Genomic DNA, 18,710 nt, shown 5'->3' on the forward strand with positions numbered 1-18,710 from the left:
CCTCACTTTATCGTTCTCTCGGAACGTCTTAAAAGTTGTTAGCTACCGATTGAGTTGTAGAGGTTTCCGTTGTTTCTTCGACCTGCTCTGTCGTTTTCGGAAGGACTAGATTCAGGATGATCCCAAGAATCGTCGCCAGTGCCATCCCTTCGAGAGAGAAGTTGCCGATTTTGAGCGCTGCGCCTCCGATACCCGTGACGAGAATGACGGCTGTAATCGTCAAGTTTCGTTTATCGGCAAGATCAATCTTACTTTCCGTCAGCGTCCGGAGACCGTTTGACGCGATGACTCCGAATAAGAGGATACTGATCCCGCCCATGACTGGTGTCGGAATCGTCTTGATGAACCCTTCGACATATCCGAGGAAACCGAAACTGATCGCAAGAACCGCCGCACCACCTAGGACAAAGACACTATAGACGCGAGTGATTGACATGACACCGTTGTTTTCACCGTAGGTCGTAACTGGTGGTCCACCGAGCATCGAAGCGACTGTCTTCGCAATCCCGTCGCCAAGTACGGTCCGGTGCATCCCTGGATCAAGGAGCGTCTCGCGCCCGATGATGCGTGATGTCACTTTTTGTTCGCCGATGTGTTCCGTCAGTGTGACGAGCGTCACGGGAACGATCAGTAGCAAGGCTGCTGTATTCCACGATGGTGTGTAACTCAGGAACGGAATCGTGAAGTCCGGCACGTGGAAGAACGTGGCTTGTTGCAGTGGTGTGAAGTCAATGATTCCGACCGATGCCGCAACGAGATAACCAACCGTGATCCCGAACAGGATCGGAATCGTGCTCCACATTCCTTTTAAGTACGTCATCGCAAGGAGTGTGACACCGAGTGTGACCATCGCGACGAGGAAGTACAGTCCGTTGTACTTACCGTCCGCTCCGTTCATCGCCATGTTGACAGCGGTCGGGGCGAGCGATAAACCGATGACCATGATGACCGGTCCGATGACAACCGGCGGGAGTAAGCGAAGCAACCAAGCAGCTCCCGTGTAGCGGATGAGGAGTGAGACAAGTCCGTAAACGAGTCCAGCGACCATTCCGCCGATTAAGGCATCCTCGACACCCCACCGTTCACTGACGGCAATGATCGGGGCAATGTAGGCAAAACTCGAACCAAGATATGTGGGTACTTTGAAGCGGGTAACGGCGAGGAAAATCAGTGTGCCGACTCCGCTTGCGACGAGCGCGACCGATGTGTTGAGTCCCGTTAAGAGCGGGACGAGCACGGTCGCACCAAACATCGCGAAGACGTGTTGTAGGCTGAGCATCAGCCAGTTTAGAGGGTGAGTAGGTACTTCTTGTACATCAAGTACTGCGGCATGTTTTGCCATATGGATGACTCCCTTTCTGGTCTCTCTGGACCACCTTAAAGGTTTTGAATTTTAGCGTTTAATGAATACTTGATCGGCTTCATCGACTTCAGAAAGCGCGACGACGACTTGTTCCTCACGGGATGTCGGGACGTTCTTACCGATGAAATCTGGTCGAATCGGTAACTCCCGATGTCCGCGGTCGACGAGGACAGCGAGTTGAATCATACTTGGTCTTCCGTGGTCGACGAGCGCGTCCATCGCGGCGCGAACGGTGCGTCCTGTGTAGAGGACATCGTCAACGAGGACGACGATTTTCCCGGTGATGTCTTCCGGTAAATCAGAACCTTTGATTTCTGGTTCTAAACTTCGTTTCGACAAATCATCCCGGTACATCGAGATGTCGACGACACCGAGTAAGACCGGTTTTCCTTCGATTTGTTCGATTCGCTTCGCAAGGCGACGAGCGAGTGTCTCGCCACGCGTCTTGATTCCGACGATCATCAAATCATGAATCCCTTTGTTTCGTTCGATGATTTCATGGGCGATCCGTGTCAGTGCACGTCCAATCGCGGCTTCATCTAAGATGACGGCTGGTTTCATAGTTTCTCCTTTCATACAAAAGACCTTCTGCGGGAATCCGCAGAAGGTCATCGAAGACAGAATCATGGCATACGTATTGTATGCATGCCTACACACAATCGTGGTAGGTTCTCCCTTTCGCAGCCTCTCCGGACTCGATTAAAGGTGATATTAGTTTGGTAGGATCGTCGCTCGGACGACCGAAGTGTCAGTAGAGGATGTCTCGCATCGCTCTCTAGGTGATACTCTACCGTTTTATTAGAAAAACGTCAAGACTCTAATTCAAGTTTTTTCAATTGACCGATTTCAAATGTCATCTCTTCTGAGAGTGGTGCTTCAAACCGCATCCACTCGCCTGTGCGTGGATGTTCGAAACCGAGAACCGCAGCATGCAAGGCTTGACCGTTCATTTTCATCGTCTTGCGTGGACCATATTTCGGGTCACCTGCAAGCGGGAAACCGATATAACGCATATGGACACGGATTTGGTGTGTCCGTCCTGTTTCAAGTTTACATTCAACGACCGTAAAGCCTTCGTACCGATCAAGCACACGGAAATGGGTTACGGCAGACTTTGAATTCTTATCCGTTACCGTCATCCGTTGACGGTCGTTCTTATCGCGTCCGATTGGTGCTTCGATTGTTCCGAGTTCGTGCGGGATTTCACCGTGTACGAGCGCGATGTAAAGACGTTCTGTCGTCTTCTCTTTTAATTGATGCGCGAGCGATTCATGCGCTAAGTCGTTCTTAGCGACCATCAAGAGACCTGACGTATCCTTATCGATCCGGTGAACGATTCCTGGACGTTTGACGCCATTGATGCCTGAGAGATCTTGACAGTGGTGTAATAAGGCGTTGACGAGCGTTCCTGAGACATGACCTGCCGCCGGGTGAACGACCATCCCTTTTGGTTTGTTGACGACGATGACGTCCGAGTCCTCATAGACGACATCAAGTGGGATGTCTTCCGGTAAGATCTCGAGCTCCACCGCTTCCGGGATATGAACGACAATCGATTCCGTTCCCGATAATTTATAGTTCGGTTTGACAACACGACCATCGACTTCGACACGTCCCGCTTTCAACCATTCCTGTACTTGCGAACGCGACCAATCGTTTTGTTCTGCGAGCCATTTATCAATGCGCCCTGTCGCTCCATCCGCTTGCACGGACCATGTTTCTACTTCATTCATTTATCCATCGTTCCTTTCTTAGTCAACCGTTCTTCGAACATGACGCTGATCAGCATCGCGATGACACCAAACGTCAAACAGACGTCTGCGACATTAAAGATCGGAAAATTATAGCCGAACGGGAAGAAGTGGAAGAAATCAACGACTTCTCCTCGTGCCATTCGATCAATGAAATTTCCGATCGCACCACTGAGCAATAACGCGATGCTCCAAGCAAATACCTTATTTTTCGTGCCTTCCTTGTAGAGGAAGTAAATCAATCCAATGACGACGACGACCGTAACGATGAAGAAAAAGCCGAATTTACCTTCGAGCATTCCCCATGCAGCGCCTCGATTCCGATACGAGTTGAGATAAAAGAAATCCGGAATGACCGTGATCGATTGACCGATCGTCATGTTTTGAACGACGATCCATTTCGTTAACTGGTCGATTCCAACGAGTAAAGCAGCAATCCCTAAGTAAAGCCACATCCTATTGTCCTCCGCATCCAAAAATAATGAGGGACGTCCTGCGAAGTCGCAGTCGCCCCTCCCTTTGTATCATTATAAAGAATTGACGACTTCAGTACAACGTGGGCAAAGCGTCGGATGAGCCGGATCTTGTCCGAGTTCCGTCGAATATGTCCAACAACGTTCACATTTTTCACCGTCAGCTTTTTGAACCGTGATGCCGGTCGTCTCATACGTCTTATCCGCTGTTTCCACGAATTCGAGTTGTGAGACTTGGAGTAACTGCTCAAGATGATCGATTGTTCCGAGCAAGGCTTTTGTTTCTTCTTTCGGCGCAAGTAAGAGTTTCGCTTCGAGTGTCTTACCGACGAGTTTCTCAACGCGTGCTTCCTCGAGTGCTTTTAAGACATCATCGCGGAACGTCAGGAACGCGTTCCATTTCTCGATGAGGGCAAGTCCTTCTTCTGAGACTTCGACCGTTTCCGGAAGGTCCGTCAAGAAGATACTCTTCGTCTCAACAGCTGGTACGAACTCCCATGCTTCGTCTGCTGTGTGTGGCAGGACAGGTGCCATCAATTGCAACAAGGCGACGACTGTATCATACATGACCGTCTGAACCGCACGACGCGACGTCGCGTCTGCTTTTTCGATATACAGGATATCTTTCGTGTAATCGAGGTAGAACGACGACAAATCAAGGACGCAGAAGTTGTGGAGCAATTGATAGACCGACATGAAGTCGTACGCATCATATGCCGCTTTTACTTTTCCAACAAGTTGGTCCAATTTCGTCCGCATGAAACGGTCTGACTCTGGTAAGTCTTCAAATGCGACACGATGCGCCGCAGGATCGAATTGATCCAAGTTTCCAAGAAGGAAACGAACCGTGTTGCGGATTTTCCGGTATGACTCTGAGACTTGTTTGAAGTTATCCATCGATGCCCGGACATCGGCTTGATAATCAACAGATGCGACCCATAAGCGAAGAATCTCTGCTCCGAATTGTTGCATGACTTGGATCGGTGCGATCGTGTTACCGATCGATTTAGACATCTTACGACCTTGACCATCCAAGACGAATCCGTGACTGACGACCGCTTTATATGGTGCTTTCCCTGTCGTTGCGACAGCTGTCGATAACGAAGAGTTAAACCAACCGCGGTATTGGTCAGATCCTTCAAGATAGAGATCCGCCGGACGCGTCAATTCAGGACGTGTCGCAAGGACACCGGCATGTGATGAACCAGAATCGAACCAGACATCCATGATGTCCGTTTCTTTTTTGAAGATACCGTTCGGACTGGCTGGATGTGTGAATCCTTTAGGAAGCAAGTCGACCGCTTCGCGCTCATACCAGACGTTTGATCCGTGAGCTGCGAACAAGTTCGCGATATGATCAATCGTTTCTGGTGTGACGATTTCCGTACCGTCTTCAGCGTAGAAGATTGGAAGTGGTACACCCCAAGCGCGTTGACGTGAGATGACCCAGTCGCCGCGGTCTTTAAACATGTTGTGAAGACGTGTTTCGCCCCACTCTGGTACCCACTGGACGCCTTTGATCTCATCAAGGATTTCCGCACGGAAGTCTTTGATTGAAGCGAACCACTGTGGCGTTGCCCGGAAGATGACCGGTTTTTTCGTCCGCCAGTCGTGTGGATACGAGTGTTTGATGAACGATAGTTTTAAGAGAGCGCCTGCTTCTTCGAGGGCGAGACCGATTTCTTTGTTCGCATCCTCATAGAACATGCCTTCAAATCCAGGAGCTTCTGCTGTCATGACTCCTTTATCGTCAACTGGGCAAAGGACGTCAAGACCGTACGCTTGACCGATGCGGAAGTCATCTTCCCCGTGACCTGGAGCTGTATGAACGACACCTGTCGCTTCTGCTGTAACGTGATCGCCAAGCATGACGAGTGATTCACGATCGTAAAGCGGATGTTTTGCCTTGATGTACTCGAAGTCCGCACCATTGAAGACACGTCCGACTGTTGCATCTTCCCATCCGAGTGCTTCGATGACTTCAGGAACGAGCGTTTCCGCTACGATATAGCCTTTTCCTTGATATTCGATCCGCGCATACGTCAATTCCGCACTGACAGAGATTCCAAGGTTCGCTGGAATCGTCCATGGTGTCGTCGTCCAGATGACGAAATGATCCGTCGGCTCTAAGATGTTTTTTCCGTCCATGACTTGGAACGCGACATAGATGGCAGCTGATCGTTTATCTTGATATTCGATTTCTGCTTCAGCTAGTGCCGATTCAGAAGACGGTGACCAATAGACTGGCTTCTTCCCTTTATAGATATAGCCTTTGTTCGCCATATCTCCGAATAAACGAATTTGCGCTGCTTCAAATTCTGGTTGCAGGGTGATATATGGGTTGTCATAGTCACCGAGTACGCCGAGGCGTTTGAATTGCTCGCGTTGGTGATCGACTTGTTCGAGCGCATATTTCGCACATAATTCACGGAATTCCGCGACCGTCATCGATTTACGATCAACGCCGGCTTTTTGAAGTGCTGTTTCGATTGGTAATCCATGTGTGTCCCAACCTGGTACGTACGGAGACTGGAATCCATTCATCGATTTATAACGAACGATGATGTCTTTTAGGACTTTGTTTAATCCGTGACCCATATGGATATCACCATTCGCATACGGAGGACCGTCGTGGAGGATGAACGTTGGTTTCCCAGCGTTCTTTTCCTGTACGGCAGCATAGAGGTTCATTTCTTCCCAACGTGCTTGCATATCTGGTTCACGTTTAGGTAAATTGCCTCGCATTAAAAACTCAGTTTTCATCATCAATAAGGTTTCTTTGTAATCCATCTGACCATCTCTCACCTTTCGCTTTAAAAGTACAAAAAAAGCCAAGCTCATCCCTGAGATAGGGACGAGCTTGGCTGAACTCGCGGTACCACCCTACTAATCCTGTTCATCAGTTCGATGACACAGGACCGCTTAAGTACTCGATAACGGGAGTGAACCGGCATGGCTTACTGTTCAGCGAACGTTCAGTCATGCACTCTAAGGGGATACCCCATCTTTTTCGTTGCTCGGGCTCCCACCGTTCCCCGATTCGCTGTCAACCGTCCAAGATGCGACGTGTCCTTATCATTGATTTTATTTATACGACATCGTCGTCATTATACGCAACTGCCGGAACATCGTCAAGCGCTCCACGAGAAGAGAAATCAAACGCATCCCAGTCGTGGCTCGTCAACAATTCCATCTGTGCATCGATCAACACTTTAAACCGGTTGCGGTAAAGCTCGATTTTCTTGCGCATCTGCTCCACTTCGAAGTCTGTCCGTTGTGCCCGGCGTTGCGCCGCATCTTGCAACTGCTCTGCTTCACGTTCTGCTTGCTTTAGGATCAAGCTCGCTTCTTTTGAAGCATTGGCTTTGACTTCTTCAGCCGCTTCCTGTGCGACGATGATCGATTTGTTTAATGTTTCTTCCATCGAACTGAAGTAGTCGACGCGTGCTTGCATATTTTGGATGACTTCCTGTTGTTGACGATTCTCACGTAACAACAATTCAAAGTCCTTGATGACTTGATCTAGGAATTCGTTCACTTCATCTTCGTCATAGCCGCGAAACTTTCGTGTGAACTCCTTATTATGAATATCGAGTGGCGTTAATGGCATGATGAATTCCTCCTCCGCATTTATCTTATCCTTTTAAAATACCGTATTGTAGCTTGATCCGGTCACGTTTTGTTGATCCGAGGATTGCAATCAACTTGACACGTCCCGTTCCACGCAAGGAAAGCAAGTCACCTTCTTCTAGCATGAAGCTTGAATCATCCACTACTTTATAATTGACCTTACTTTCACCTTGTTTAATGAGCGTCTGTGCTTTTTGACGTGAGAAGCCTAGAATTTCACTCACGACCGTATCGAACCGAAGTGAACTGACGAACCCAAGTGTCTCTTCCCACTCTTGATCCTTCACTTTCAAACGGTCTTCCGCCTCAACACGCGAAAGACGAATCTTCGTCTTCCCTGCTCGTTCGACGTTTGCTTCGATATAGGTCGCGACTTCGTCCGCGACGGCAAATTGTACTTGATCCTGGATGATGACGTCGCCGAATTTGGCTCGTTTCAATCCGACGTTCAATAATGTACCGGTGACTTGACGATGAGAAAGTTCAACGAATTTAGTAGGATAATGAATGCGATAGATGGAAATGTCAAAGTCATCCGCGTTGTATTCATAATAATCTGGTGCGAGGATTGCCCGTTTACGTTCAGCGCCTTCGAAACCGCCCTCAAAAAAGAGGGCGCATTTCGAACCGACGAGTTCTTGTGTGATTTGTTGTTCACGTGGATCTAGGAAATCCGTTAATTTGAACGTATAGGTCGCTTCCACATGATCGATCCAGTTCAAGACTGAATCGACGAATTCCCGCTCGCTTCCACGATAATGATCGTATACGCTCATACTAAAAAGATTGCTCGAATGCCCGATTGAGCCAAGTTCAAGACGAGGAAGGCTACAATCGGCGAGATATCCAGCATGCCCCCGATAGGCGGGATGATACGACGGAAGGGCGCTAGGAATGGCTCGACTAACATCGCGAGCACTTGTCCGAATTTCGAATCACGGGCATTCGGGAACCACGATAGCAGGATATAAACGATCATGACGTAACTGTAATACTGTAATAACGTACTCAATGTACGACCAATTGCGTACATCACTTGAGAATCCATACTTACCACCCCTTATGATTAATATCATCTTCTCCAAGAAGATTCGAGATGCTACCAGCCAACTCGACGTTGTTCGGAACACAGAGGAGGGTATTCTGACTGATCGTCGTAATCGTTCCATCGAGAGCGAAGACGACACCAGATAAGAAATTGATCATCTGTCGTGATTGATCTTTTGACATACGCTGCATATTGACGATGACAGCACGGTTCTGACGAAGATGTTCCCCGATTTCCTGGGCTTCGTTGAATACACGTGGTTCACTCAAAATAACTTGCGATTTCGTTTTTTTCGTCGCATGAAGCGGCACGATATTCGATTGTCTCACGCTGTCCTCCTTTTGAGTAACACTTGGGGTAGATTCCTCGTAATACTCTTCATACTCTTGTTGTGAAGCACCTCTACCTTTATTTATTGTAGCATCATTTTCATATTCAAGTTCATCTAAATCGTCGCTGTTGCCGAGAAATAGATTTTGCATTTTTGATTTAAAACCCATATCCATTCTCCCTTCTTCTCGTTTAGGTGTGAACGAGCGTCGTCCCGATTCGGACGAACGTCGCCCCTTCTTCGATGGCGATCTCAAAATCAGACGACATTCCCATAGATAACTCCATACATGGAGCATACGACAATTTTTTCGCCTTGACCTCTTCTTGCAATGTTTTTAACGAACGAAATACCTCACGGATACGCGTCGTATCTTCCGTTAACGGTGCCATCGTCATCAGTCCGATGACACGAATCGCTGGATACTGACCGATTTCATGTAAGAACGAAGGTACATCCTCAGGTGCAATGCCTTGCTTCGATTCTTCTCCGGAAACATTGACTTGAATGAAACAATCAATGATTCGGTCCGTTCGTTTATTGATCTCTTCCGCCAAATGAAGACGGTCGAGGGAATGCAGCACGTCAATGGCATCAATGATTTGACGAACTTTACGTGTCTGTAACGTACCGATGAAGTGCCACGTACATGCCGTTCGTCCGAGCTCTGCCTGTTTTTCGAGTAGTCTATCCGGGCGATTTTCACCGAGATGTGTCACACCTGCTGCTAATAATTCAGAAGCAACTTGACTTGAGACTGATTTCGTCACGCCAATCAACTGTACCTGCTTTTCAGAAGAACTCTTTTCGCTTGCTTGTTCCATTCGTTTCGTAACCTCTTGTACATTATCAAGAATTGACATCCAATGACTCCTTTACGATCAAACTTGCAAAGCGACCACCATGGTCGCCGTGGCGATAAGAGAAGTAATCTTCCGCCTGACAGTGTGTACATAGACCTGTGTCCAGGACATCACCGACTCCACAACGCTCAGCTAGCGCAGCGTTCGTTTTTTGTAGCGATAACATCGCTTTTCCATCTTCCTTGCGTATGTAAGGAGTCTCATCGAGTTCAAGCGCATCGATTGCATCGATGACGGGTTGATCGACTTCGTAACAACAATCACGGATTGATGGACCAATGACCATTTGAATCGATGAACGACTCGCACCCGCACGTTCCATTTGCTTGACTGTTTCCTCGACGATATTGCCGACAGTTCCGCGCCAACCGGCGTGCGTATTCGCGATGATTCCTGTCGTCGGATCACAGAAGACAAGCGGAACACAGTCAGCGAAGAGCATCATCAATAAAACATTCGAATCAGTCGTCACCAATCCATCTGTACCCGGAATCGCTGTTTCGTAATCCAAAGCACCGCGCCCAGAGTCAAGTGTCGTCACCTGTTCGACGTGATTTCCGTGAACTTGCTGTGCCCAAATCGAGTTCTCGAGGGATAGATCAAGCTGACGTGCGATGACTTGTCGGTTCTGGATGACACCGTCGCGATCATCGTTGACATGTAATCCTAAATTTCCGTTTTCATGAGGGGCAGCGAACTTCGTCGTAAAGGCGGCACGTACGGTACCTGTCGGTGTATCCCATTTGATCCATTGTCCAAACATGTTCATGCCTCCTTTGATTTTAAAAAAAGAGGCGCCGCTTTCGCGACACCTCATCGTTTAGCAGTCGTGTCACTGGAACATCGATCAACGATTATTCCGGCGAAGGAAAGATGGGATGTCCATCGTTTCTTCGACATCTGGCGCTTTAGCCGGTTCAGGATTCGAGCTGACAGGTGTCTCTTCGACTTGTGGTTTTGACTCCTCTGTTGGTGGTGGAGTCGCTTGTTTTTTCTTTAGAAGATTCTTCATCATCTCTTGTGCCGATGGAATTTCGAAATCGAGTGGTTCGTTTTCGAACTCTGTCGCGATGACTGTAACGATGATTTCATCTTCGAGGTTATCGTTGATGACAGAACCGAAGATCAAGTTGACTTCCTCATCGGCTGCACTCTGAACGATTTGTGCGGCTTCCGTCACTTCGTACAAGCTAAGGTTCGCACTACCCGTGATGTTCATCAGAACACCTTTTGCGCCTTCGATTGATGTCTCAAGCAACGGACTCGAAATCGCTTTTTTCGCTGCTTCCGTCGCACGGTGTTCGCCTGTTGCGACCCCTACACCCATCAATGCAGAACCTTTTTCGGTCATGATCGTCTTCACATCGGCGAAGTCGAGGTTGATGAGACCAGGTACGGCGATCAAGTCGGTAATACCTTGTACACCTTGACGCAAGACGTTATCCGCTTCTTTGAACGCTTCAAGCATTGGTGTATTCCGATCGACGATTTCAAGCAACTTGTCGTTCGGGATGACGATTAACGTATCGACTTTTTCTTTGAAGTTCTGGACACCTGAAACAGCATGTTGCATCCGTTTGCGTCCTTCAAACATGAATGGTTTTGTAACGACACCGACTGTCAATGCGCCGATCTCTTTTGAAATCTCCGCGATGACAGGAGCAGCTCCCGTACCCGTTCCGCCACCCATTCCCGCTGTGACGAAGACCATGTCAGCGCCAGAAAGGATTTCCGTTAATTGCTCACGGCTCTCTTCCGCCGCTTTTTTACCGATTTCCGGATTGGCACCCGCACCGAGACCGCGTGTCAATTTAGCACCGAGTTGTAGTTTTACGTCAGCTTGTGACATGTTCAATGCCTGCGCATCCGTGTTTACTGCGATGAATTCTACGCCTTGGACACCGTGTTCAATCATTCGGTTGACGGCGTTCGAACCGCCACCACCTACACCGATGACCTTGATTTTTGCTACTTGGTCCATCATTTCATCAAAATGCAACATAAAAAGGGCCCCCTAATATTTTTTACTCATTGGATTTTTTGTAGGCATTAACCAAAGAATTTCTCAAAGAAACTGCTGAATGACTTTTTCTCTTTTGGAGGCTGTTCACGTGTCGACCGTTCTTCTCGAACAGGTGCCGCTTGTTCGTTCATGAGCAGTGCATCCTGTTCACGTCCGTGTGCTACGACTTCCTTCTCTTCCGCGCGGTCGAAACCTGATTTCGATACGGCGCTTCGTGAAAGTACATAACGTAACATACCAGCTGCGACGGCATACTTCGGATGACGAATACCAAGACTAGCAGGTTGATAGACATTGACGCTCTGCTTGAAGATTCGTTTTCCAAGCTGGTCGATTCCAGGCAGTGAAGAACTTCCACCACACAAGATTAAACCGCTGTTCATATGAGCGTATCCTGCTTGTGTCATTCGTTTTTGAATCATCTCGAAGATTTCTTCAAGTCGTGCTTCTAACACGAAACCGATTTCTGATTGTGGCTCGAAACGATGTTCCCCGTTGATCGTGACGTAAGAAACTTTCTCTTCCGGATCACCGAGTGCTTCAAGTGCAACACCGTACTCTTCTTTTGCGAGCTTCGCATCTTGATATTTACAATTCATCTTATACGTCAAATCACGTGTCAGATGATCGCCACCGTATGGCAACGTCGTCGAGTAGACGAGATCATTCTTTTCATAGATGGAAAGTGTGGTCGTCTCATGTCCGATGTCGATGATTCCAACACCGAGTTCGAGTTCATCAATCGATGCTGCGATTCTAGATACCGCTAAACTCTCCAGCACATATCCAGCAAGCTCTAAACCAGCCCGTTCAATGGAACGTTTAATGCTATGTAGGATCGTCTTTGCTCCGATGATGAGCTTCCCTGTTACTTCGAGACGATAACCAATCATTCCTCTAGGATCAGTGATCTCCGTTTGCTGATCGACCGTAAACGTCTTCGGCAGAACATCGACGACACTGAGTTCGTTTGGAATTCGCATGACCATCGCAGAATGCAGAACATCTTTCACGTCATCATCCGTGATTTCATTGTCCTCACCTTTGATCGATGTCATCCCCTGGCAATCCTTCACTTGAATGTGTTCGCCAGAAATAGCAACATATACTTCACCAATTGATTCACCAAGTGTACGTTCCACTTCCGTGACCGCTTGTTTAATGGCATGTACCGTTTGATCGATGTCAACGATGACACCTCGTTTAACACCCGCGGATGGTGCAGAACCTTCAGCAAGAACGTTCAGCGTTCCACCAAGTAGTTCACCGACGATGAGTTTCACCTCCGATGTCCCTATGTCGAGTGCGGCAATCGTACCTTTCGTTTCCATGGGAGTGACACCTCCACTTTCATAATACTAATCCTTTTTATTCCTAATTATATTCTAGAAACAGGACAGGCTTCTTCTCGTTTAAGTCTACACTATATAAATACTTACGAAAAGAAGTTATTGCCCGTCTTAGCGTTCGAATAGATTACGATTTGATGACGATTCGAATAACAGTCGACGAATGAAAACACACGTTTGTTTTTTTGTTCGTCAGCCCTTTACGAATCTTCTATTTTTTCCCTTTATATGGTTTGAAATAGATACCGCCATCAATTGTAATTGTTCCCGTCTTTCCTTTCGGTAAGGCAGAAATGACCTTCACGTACTCATTCAAGGAATTTGAAAAGGCAGACGTACTGAGTAATACCGTATTCCCATCCGTCATGAATAACTTCAGACCGCCTTTGTCCGTCTTATCGTTTGCGACGATTTCGGAAATCCGGCTCCGTACTTTCGGCTCGATTTTAACAAGTTCCTTCGTCAATCGATTTAATGACTGATCCGTGAATCCTGTCAAGATCGGAGCATCGAATAGTTCTTCCTTCGACTTTCCAGGAATGATTGTTCCGTCCGCAAGCACGATCCGGTCTCCCGGTTTATCCTTCGCGTAAGCAATCTCTTTCTCTTCCGTCACCGTCACGCGATATTGATGCAAAAACTGTTTTTGCATCGTCGCTTCTTGAATACCCGGAACCTTCTCGATTCGCTCAAGAACGTCTTCCTCCGATACATTAAAGGCATGTGTTTCCTTCACCTTAATCCCGGACGCTTGCAAGATATCAGCAGACTTCACATTGACATTACCATCGATATCAAATTGAGCAACCCGAGAATAACTCGATTGTAGATAAAAGACGACACCGACCAATAGACCAATCAGAATCAGGACATAAATGAGTCTTCGGTTGGCTTTTTTGCGACGTTGTTCACGGATATAAGGTATCTTATCCTCGAGACTACGGACGTTCTCGTCCTCTTGTGGTCGTCCGACCGCTCTCCGTTCCCTCACGTCTCATTCCCCCTCTATACGTAACAGTTCATTTCCCTATCGGTCTTTTCCTGCAATAGTTTAGTTTTTTTGTGCCGTCAATCGTAACAATTCATCAACTAAGTCCCGTGAAGCATTCGGCATACCGAGGGCAAGCGCCGCTTCAGACATCATTTGTTGTTGTGCTAATGCTTTTTCACATGCCTCAAACAACCGATCACCCGTTAGCTCTTGTTCACGAATCAATAGACTCGCACCTGTCTCGACAAGCGATGAGGCATTGACCTCTTGATGATTTTCCGTCACGTAAGGACTCGGGATGAGCACACTCGGTAAGCCGAGTGTCGTCAGCTCTGCCAGTGTGCTTGCTCCCGAACGCGAAATGACAAGTTGACTTGCTTTTAAGATGTTTGGTAAATCATATACGAATGGGCGAAGTTGAATGCGTTCTGGTACGGAACCAACGCGTGACACAATCGTATCGTAATGAATTTGACCAGTAACGAAGAGGAGCGACCATCCTGCTTGCTCGACCTTTGGCATCATATCGACGACTGCTTCGTTGATCGCCGGTGCGCCACGACTACCGCCATAGATGACGATGAGAGGGCGTCCTTCCTCAAAACCGAAACGTTGTCGCTCTTCAAGCGGATTGATGTTGAGCTCTGCCACTTCAGAAGCACGCGGATTTCCGATTAAAACCGTCTTCGCTTCATTCTTACCGAAGTGATGCCCAGATCCTTTAAAAGAGAGTGCAACCCGATCCACATACCGAGCTAAGAATTTATTCGTGATACCAGGTAGACTGTTTTGTTCATGAACGAGTGTCTTGAAACCCATTTTTGCAGCCGTATACAATACCGGTCCACAAACGAACCCACCTGTACCGACGACGATATCCGGTTGGAACTGGCGCAGTAGTCGACGAACACGCCGGACGCTCTTGACGAATCGGATGCCGGTCTTGACGTTTTCGAATGACAAGGAACGACGGATACCAGAAATCTCAATCGATTCAAATGAAATTCCCGCGCGACGGACGATATCCGCCTCGAGACCATTTTCTGTTCCGATATAGAGGACCTCACACGGCATGCGTTGTTCGAGCTCCCGAATCATGGCGAGTGCCGGATAGATATGACCACCTGTACCGCCTCCAGAGACGACGATTTTCATACTGTTGTTCCTCCTACTTCATGTACGGCACGAACGAAATGATCGCCGCGCTCTTCATATGTCTTGTATTGATCCCAACTTGCAGATGCTGGTGACAGAAGAATGATGTCGCCGGGTTGCGATACTTCAAACGCTACTTTCACGGCTTCATCCATCGCCTCAACGACAGTTGACGCATAGCCATTTTCTGACGCAAGCGTTCCGAATCGATGACCCGTTTCACCAAGTCCGATGACATGTTTGACATGCTTCATTGCATCGAGTAACGGTGTCAAATCCGCTCCACGCTCGAGTCCGCCACATAACCAGATGATGGGTGCCGTAAATCCGGATAACGCCGCTTCCGTCGCAACATTATTCGTCGCTTTTGAGTCGTTGTAAACTTTTCGTCCAGCAACTTCACCAACGAACTGTGTCCGGTGCTCTACACCACCGAACGTCCGTAGAACATGTTGAACGTCAGATAATGCTAAGTTAAACGGTTCGACGAGTGTTAAGGCTGCGAGAACGTTCTCGACATTATGCCCACCACCGAGAGCCAGTTCACTAACAGGTAAGATACTCGTCCCATTGATTGTCAACGTATCGTTCATGACTTCTGCGTACGCCGATTGACGACGAGAGAACAAGAGTGGCGTTACTTCAGCAGTCTTTCCGAGCGCATTGACGGACGTATCATCGGCATTCAAGACAAGACGATCCGTTTCTTTCATGTTCTTAAAGATCCGGGCTTTCGCTTCGCCATACGATTGAAAATCACCATGATAATCCAGATGTGCCGGTGATAAATTCAAAAAGGCTGCCGTGTACGGTCGGAACTGCTCGATCCCCATCAATTGAAAACTTGATAATTCGATGACGATGATATCGTCCTGTTTCGCCTGACATGCGATTTCAATTGCCGGGAATCCAATGTTTCCTGCCAAATGTACACGCCGAGTACCGGTTTTCAACAACTCATGGACAAGCGTCGTCGTCGTCGTTTTCCCGTTCGATCCTGTGATGGCAATCCACGTCGCATCTGTTGCTTGATACGCCAGCTCTACCTCTGTCCAAACCGGAATGTCGCGTCGTAGCGCTTCTTGTAGCAGATCGATGTGATACGGAATCCCTGGATTCTTGACGATCAGATCGATGTCGTCGAGTAGTGTGAGCGGATGCTCACCGTAGACTGTCTTAACGTCGAGTGATGCAAGCGTTGCTTGATCACTCTCGGACGGCGTTTTCCCGTCATTGACCGTTACTTCTGCACCAACACTCGCTAAATACCGAGCTGCTGCGACTCCACTTTTCGCCGTTCCGAGAACGAGCACTTTTTGATCATTCCATTGTCGTTGTTCCATTGTTGAATCGCTCACTTTCTCTCTTCTTTTTTATTACACGAATAGATAGGCGATGAATGCCATTAAACAGCTGATTCCTGCGAATGTACCGACGATCCGCCATTCGCTCCAACCGACCATTTCGAAGTGGTGGTGAATTGGGCTCATTTTGAAAATTCGTTTCCCTGTCGTCTTAAAGGAGATGACCTGTAGAATGACTGATAATGTCTCGACAACGAAAACGATACCGATTAAGACGAGTAGTAATTCCAGTTTTAAGACAATCGATAGACCTGCTAGTGCAGCCCCAAGTGCTAGTGAACCTGTATCTCCCATGAAGATCTTCGCTGGGTGCGCATTGAATAACAGGAATCCGATCAATGCACCGACTGCTGAGAAAGCAAAACAAGCAGCGCCTACTTCATCCGCGATAAACCAACTGTATAATCCGAAGAACAAGAATGTTGGAATCGCTGTGAACGACACGAGACCATCTAGACCATCCGTCAAGTTGACTGCATTTGAGAAGCCGACTAACCAGAACAAGGCAACGAACGGATAGACGATACCGAAATCAAGCTCAAAATCTGTAAATGGAATCGATAGATACGTCGCATCACTCGTAAATCCACCACTCAACCAGACGAATAACAATCCGACGACGATTTGTCCAATTAATTTTTGTTTCGAATTCAGACCAAGGTTACGTTTCTTGACGACTTTGATGTAATCATCAATGAAGCCGATCACGCCATAAGCAAGTGTTAAAAACAGTAACGATAATTGTGTTGTCGATAGATCGCCCATGACGACTGCACCGAGAACGCTGAAGATCATCGCGACAAGAATGACGATTCCACCCATTGTCGGTGTTCCTGATTTGACCTGATGCCATTGCGGTCCTTCTTCCCGAATTTCCTGACCGAACTTCAATTGGTGTAGAAACGGAATCGCCTTTGGCATTATAAGTAGTACAACAAGAAATGCAAGAATAAGACTGATGAATAATGTGATCATAGCAGACACCCTTTTTCAAAAATTAGTTTTCGTTCAGATAGGTTAATATCCGTTCGAGCGCCATCCCACGTGACGCTTTCAATAAGACGATTGTTCGTTCTCCGAGCAGCGAATACAATCGTTTTGCAGCCTCCTCGACAGTTGCTGCGAATTGGATTTGAACAGACGGGTCGCTGATTCCTTCAGCAATCCACGCGCCTTTCTCCCCTACTAGGATAGCATGCGAAACGGGTAACGCAATCCGCTTTCCGACCGAGGCATGTAATAAGCGTTCTTGGTCCCCTAATTCATACATATCGCCGAGGACGAGAACTCGTGTCGTATACCCTTCCAGCGCAGTGACGGTCTCTATCGCCGCATTCATCGATGTCGGACTCGCGTTATACGCATCATTGATGACTGCAGTCTCCTCAAAGAGCAGTCGTTCCATCCGCATCGGTGTCAATTCAACAGCATCGAACCCTTCTTGAATCCGGGCGTCTGTCACGCCAAGTGCACGTGCTGTCGCGATCGCGTATGCTGCATTTCGGACTTGGTGCTTTCCTAACACTGGCAGATGAAAAGCGGTGCCATCGTAAGTAAAGGCCGTCCCAAAGAATGTTGCTTCCTTCGTTTCGATCCGGTACGTATTTCCGATCTGATAGCCGATCTTCTCCGCTTCGACTTCTGCGAGAAGTGGTTCGTCACCATCAACGAATAAATGACCACCTGGCTTGAGTCCGGATTGAATCTCAAGCTTCGCTTTGGCTATGCCACTGCGTCCACCGACTTGCTCCGCATGCGATTCGCCGATATTCGTGACGAGTGCGATATCTGGCTCAGCTAGATTCGATAGGAATTCAATATCGCCAAATCCGTTCATTCCCATCTCAAGCACAGCGACTTCCGTATCAGCTGGCATCATGAGAATCGTTAACGGCATTCCGATATCCGAATTGAAGTTTCCTTGTGTCTTATGTGTCTTGAACGTCGTCTTGAGTACACTTTCGACCATGTCCTTCGTCGACGTCTTCCCATTCGATCCAGTGATGGCGACGATTTTTGGCGCAATCTGCATTAAGTATCGTTTTGCGATTTGTTGCAGGGCAACCAATGGTTCATCAACTTCCAAGAAAACGACATCGATATCTGGTCGATCAATGCCTTTCTTCCATAAGGTGACGATCGCTCCTTGATTTTTTGCACCTTCAAGGAATCGATGACCATCAACGCGTGCTCCCTGAATCGGTACATAGAGACCGTCTTCCAGTTGCGCGCGCGAATCCGTTGCAAAGTGCCGGACGACACGGTCGTCTTTGACATCGAGATGCAACCATTCAGCGAGTTGCGTAATTGTTAACATGATATATACCTCCATTCGATGACAGCAAAAGAGGACGAATGCAAAAGTCAAC

At 47.8% G+C, this 18,710-nt stretch carries 18 protein-coding genes and 1 other annotated feature; all 18 genes read right to left on the reverse strand.

Going from position 1 to position 18,710, the window contains the following annotated elements; translation table 11 throughout:
- Positions 1–28 precede the first annotated feature (28 nt).
- Complete coding sequence (locus ESP131_RS13085; RefSeq protein WP_029342128.1) at positions 29–1,342, reverse strand: uracil-xanthine permease family protein; 1,314 nt, start codon at positions 1,340–1,342, stop codon at positions 29–31.
- A 51-nt stretch (positions 1,343–1,393) separates the two neighbouring features.
- Complete coding sequence (gene pyrR, locus ESP131_RS13090) at positions 1,394–1,924, reverse strand: bifunctional pyr operon transcriptional regulator/uracil phosphoribosyltransferase PyrR (RefSeq protein ID WP_029342129.1); 531 nt, start codon at positions 1,922–1,924, stop codon at positions 1,394–1,396.
- Between the two features lie 248 nt (positions 1,925–2,172).
- Positions 2,173–3,096: an RluA family pseudouridine synthase gene (locus ESP131_RS13095; protein ID WP_069940843.1), complete on the reverse strand. Its 924-nt coding sequence runs from the start codon at positions 3,094–3,096 to the stop codon at positions 2,173–2,175.
- The gene (gene lspA, locus ESP131_RS13100) at positions 3,093–3,569 is read right to left on the reverse strand and encodes a signal peptidase II (protein ID WP_069940844.1); all 477 of its coding nucleotides are present in this window, start codon (positions 3,567–3,569) and stop codon (positions 3,093–3,095) included. Before lspA ends, ESP131_RS13095 begins: the two co-directional genes overlap by 4 nt.
- Before the next feature lie 72 nt (positions 3,570–3,641).
- Positions 3,642–6,377: an isoleucine--tRNA ligase gene (ileS, locus tag ESP131_RS13105; protein ID WP_069940845.1), complete on the reverse strand. Its 2,736-nt coding sequence runs from the start codon at positions 6,375–6,377 to the stop codon at positions 3,642–3,644.
- Positions 6,378–6,434: 57 nt separating this feature from the next.
- Positions 6,435–6,675, reverse strand: a binding site (T-box leader).
- Entirely contained in the window at positions 6,676–7,197 is a 522-nt protein-coding gene (locus ESP131_RS13110; RefSeq protein ID WP_023468794.1) for a DivIVA domain-containing protein, read from the reverse strand.
- A gap of 25 nt (positions 7,198–7,222) precedes the next feature.
- On the reverse strand, positions 7,223–7,993 hold the full coding sequence (locus tag ESP131_RS13115) for a YlmH family RNA-binding protein (protein ID WP_029342133.1): 771 nt from the start codon (positions 7,991–7,993) through the stop codon (positions 7,223–7,225).
- Positions 7,990–8,265: a YggT family protein gene (locus ESP131_RS13120; protein WP_023468796.1), complete on the reverse strand. Its 276-nt coding sequence runs from the start codon at positions 8,263–8,265 to the stop codon at positions 7,990–7,992. The genes ESP131_RS13115 and ESP131_RS13120 overlap by 4 nt, the downstream gene beginning before the upstream one ends.
- A 2-nt stretch (positions 8,266–8,267) precedes the next feature.
- Positions 8,268–8,594, reverse strand: a complete 327-nt coding sequence (locus ESP131_RS13125; RefSeq protein ID WP_231496839.1) for a cell division protein SepF — start codon at positions 8,592–8,594, stop codon at positions 8,268–8,270.
- A 193-nt stretch (positions 8,595–8,787) separates the two neighbouring features.
- Positions 8,788–9,459 (reverse strand): YggS family pyridoxal phosphate-dependent enzyme, encoded by a 672-nt coding sequence (locus ESP131_RS13130; RefSeq protein WP_029342135.1) that lies wholly within the window; start codon positions 9,457–9,459, stop codon positions 8,788–8,790.
- Positions 9,446–10,222: a peptidoglycan editing factor PgeF gene (pgeF, locus tag ESP131_RS13135; protein ID WP_069940846.1), complete on the reverse strand. Its 777-nt coding sequence runs from the start codon at positions 10,220–10,222 to the stop codon at positions 9,446–9,448. The genes ESP131_RS13130 and pgeF overlap by 14 nt, the downstream gene beginning before the upstream one ends.
- Before the next feature lie 84 nt (positions 10,223–10,306).
- Positions 10,307–11,461 carry a cell division protein FtsZ gene (ftsZ, locus tag ESP131_RS13140; RefSeq protein ID WP_029342137.1) on the reverse strand — a complete coding sequence of 385 codons (1,155 nt, stop codon included), beginning with the start codon at positions 11,459–11,461 and terminating at the stop codon, positions 10,307–10,309.
- A gap of 47 nt (positions 11,462–11,508) precedes the next feature.
- A complete protein-coding gene (gene ftsA, locus ESP131_RS13145) occupies positions 11,509–12,813 on the reverse strand; it encodes a cell division protein FtsA (RefSeq protein ID WP_069940847.1) in 1,305 nt (434 codons plus the stop codon).
- A gap of 229 nt (positions 12,814–13,042) precedes the next feature.
- Positions 13,043–13,822, reverse strand: a complete 780-nt coding sequence (locus tag ESP131_RS13150; protein ID WP_029342139.1) for a cell division protein FtsQ/DivIB — start codon at positions 13,820–13,822, stop codon at positions 13,043–13,045.
- A gap of 60 nt (positions 13,823–13,882) precedes the next feature.
- Entirely contained in the window at positions 13,883–14,977 is a 1,095-nt protein-coding gene (gene murG / locus ESP131_RS13155) for an undecaprenyldiphospho-muramoylpentapeptide beta-N-acetylglucosaminyltransferase (protein ID WP_029342140.1), read from the reverse strand.
- Positions 14,974–16,320, reverse strand: coding sequence for a UDP-N-acetylmuramoyl-L-alanine--D-glutamate ligase (murD, locus tag ESP131_RS13160; RefSeq protein WP_069940848.1), 1,347 nt, complete (start codon positions 16,318–16,320; stop codon positions 14,974–14,976). Before murD ends, murG begins: the two co-directional genes overlap by 4 nt.
- Before the next feature lie 33 nt (positions 16,321–16,353).
- A complete protein-coding gene (gene mraY / locus ESP131_RS13165) occupies positions 16,354–17,316 on the reverse strand; it encodes a phospho-N-acetylmuramoyl-pentapeptide-transferase (protein WP_069940849.1) in 963 nt (320 codons plus the stop codon).
- Positions 17,317–17,338: 22 nt separating this feature from the next.
- A complete protein-coding gene (locus tag ESP131_RS13170) occupies positions 17,339–18,658 on the reverse strand; it encodes a UDP-N-acetylmuramoyl-tripeptide--D-alanyl-D-alanine ligase (protein ID WP_047393720.1) in 1,320 nt (439 codons plus the stop codon).
- Between the last annotated feature and the right edge of the window lie 52 nt (positions 18,659–18,710).

It is taken from the genome of Exiguobacterium sp. U13-1 (genome assembly GCF_001750115.1).
Taxonomy (GTDB): Bacteria; Bacillota; Bacilli; order Exiguobacteriales; family Exiguobacteriaceae; genus Exiguobacterium_A; species Exiguobacterium_A acetylicum.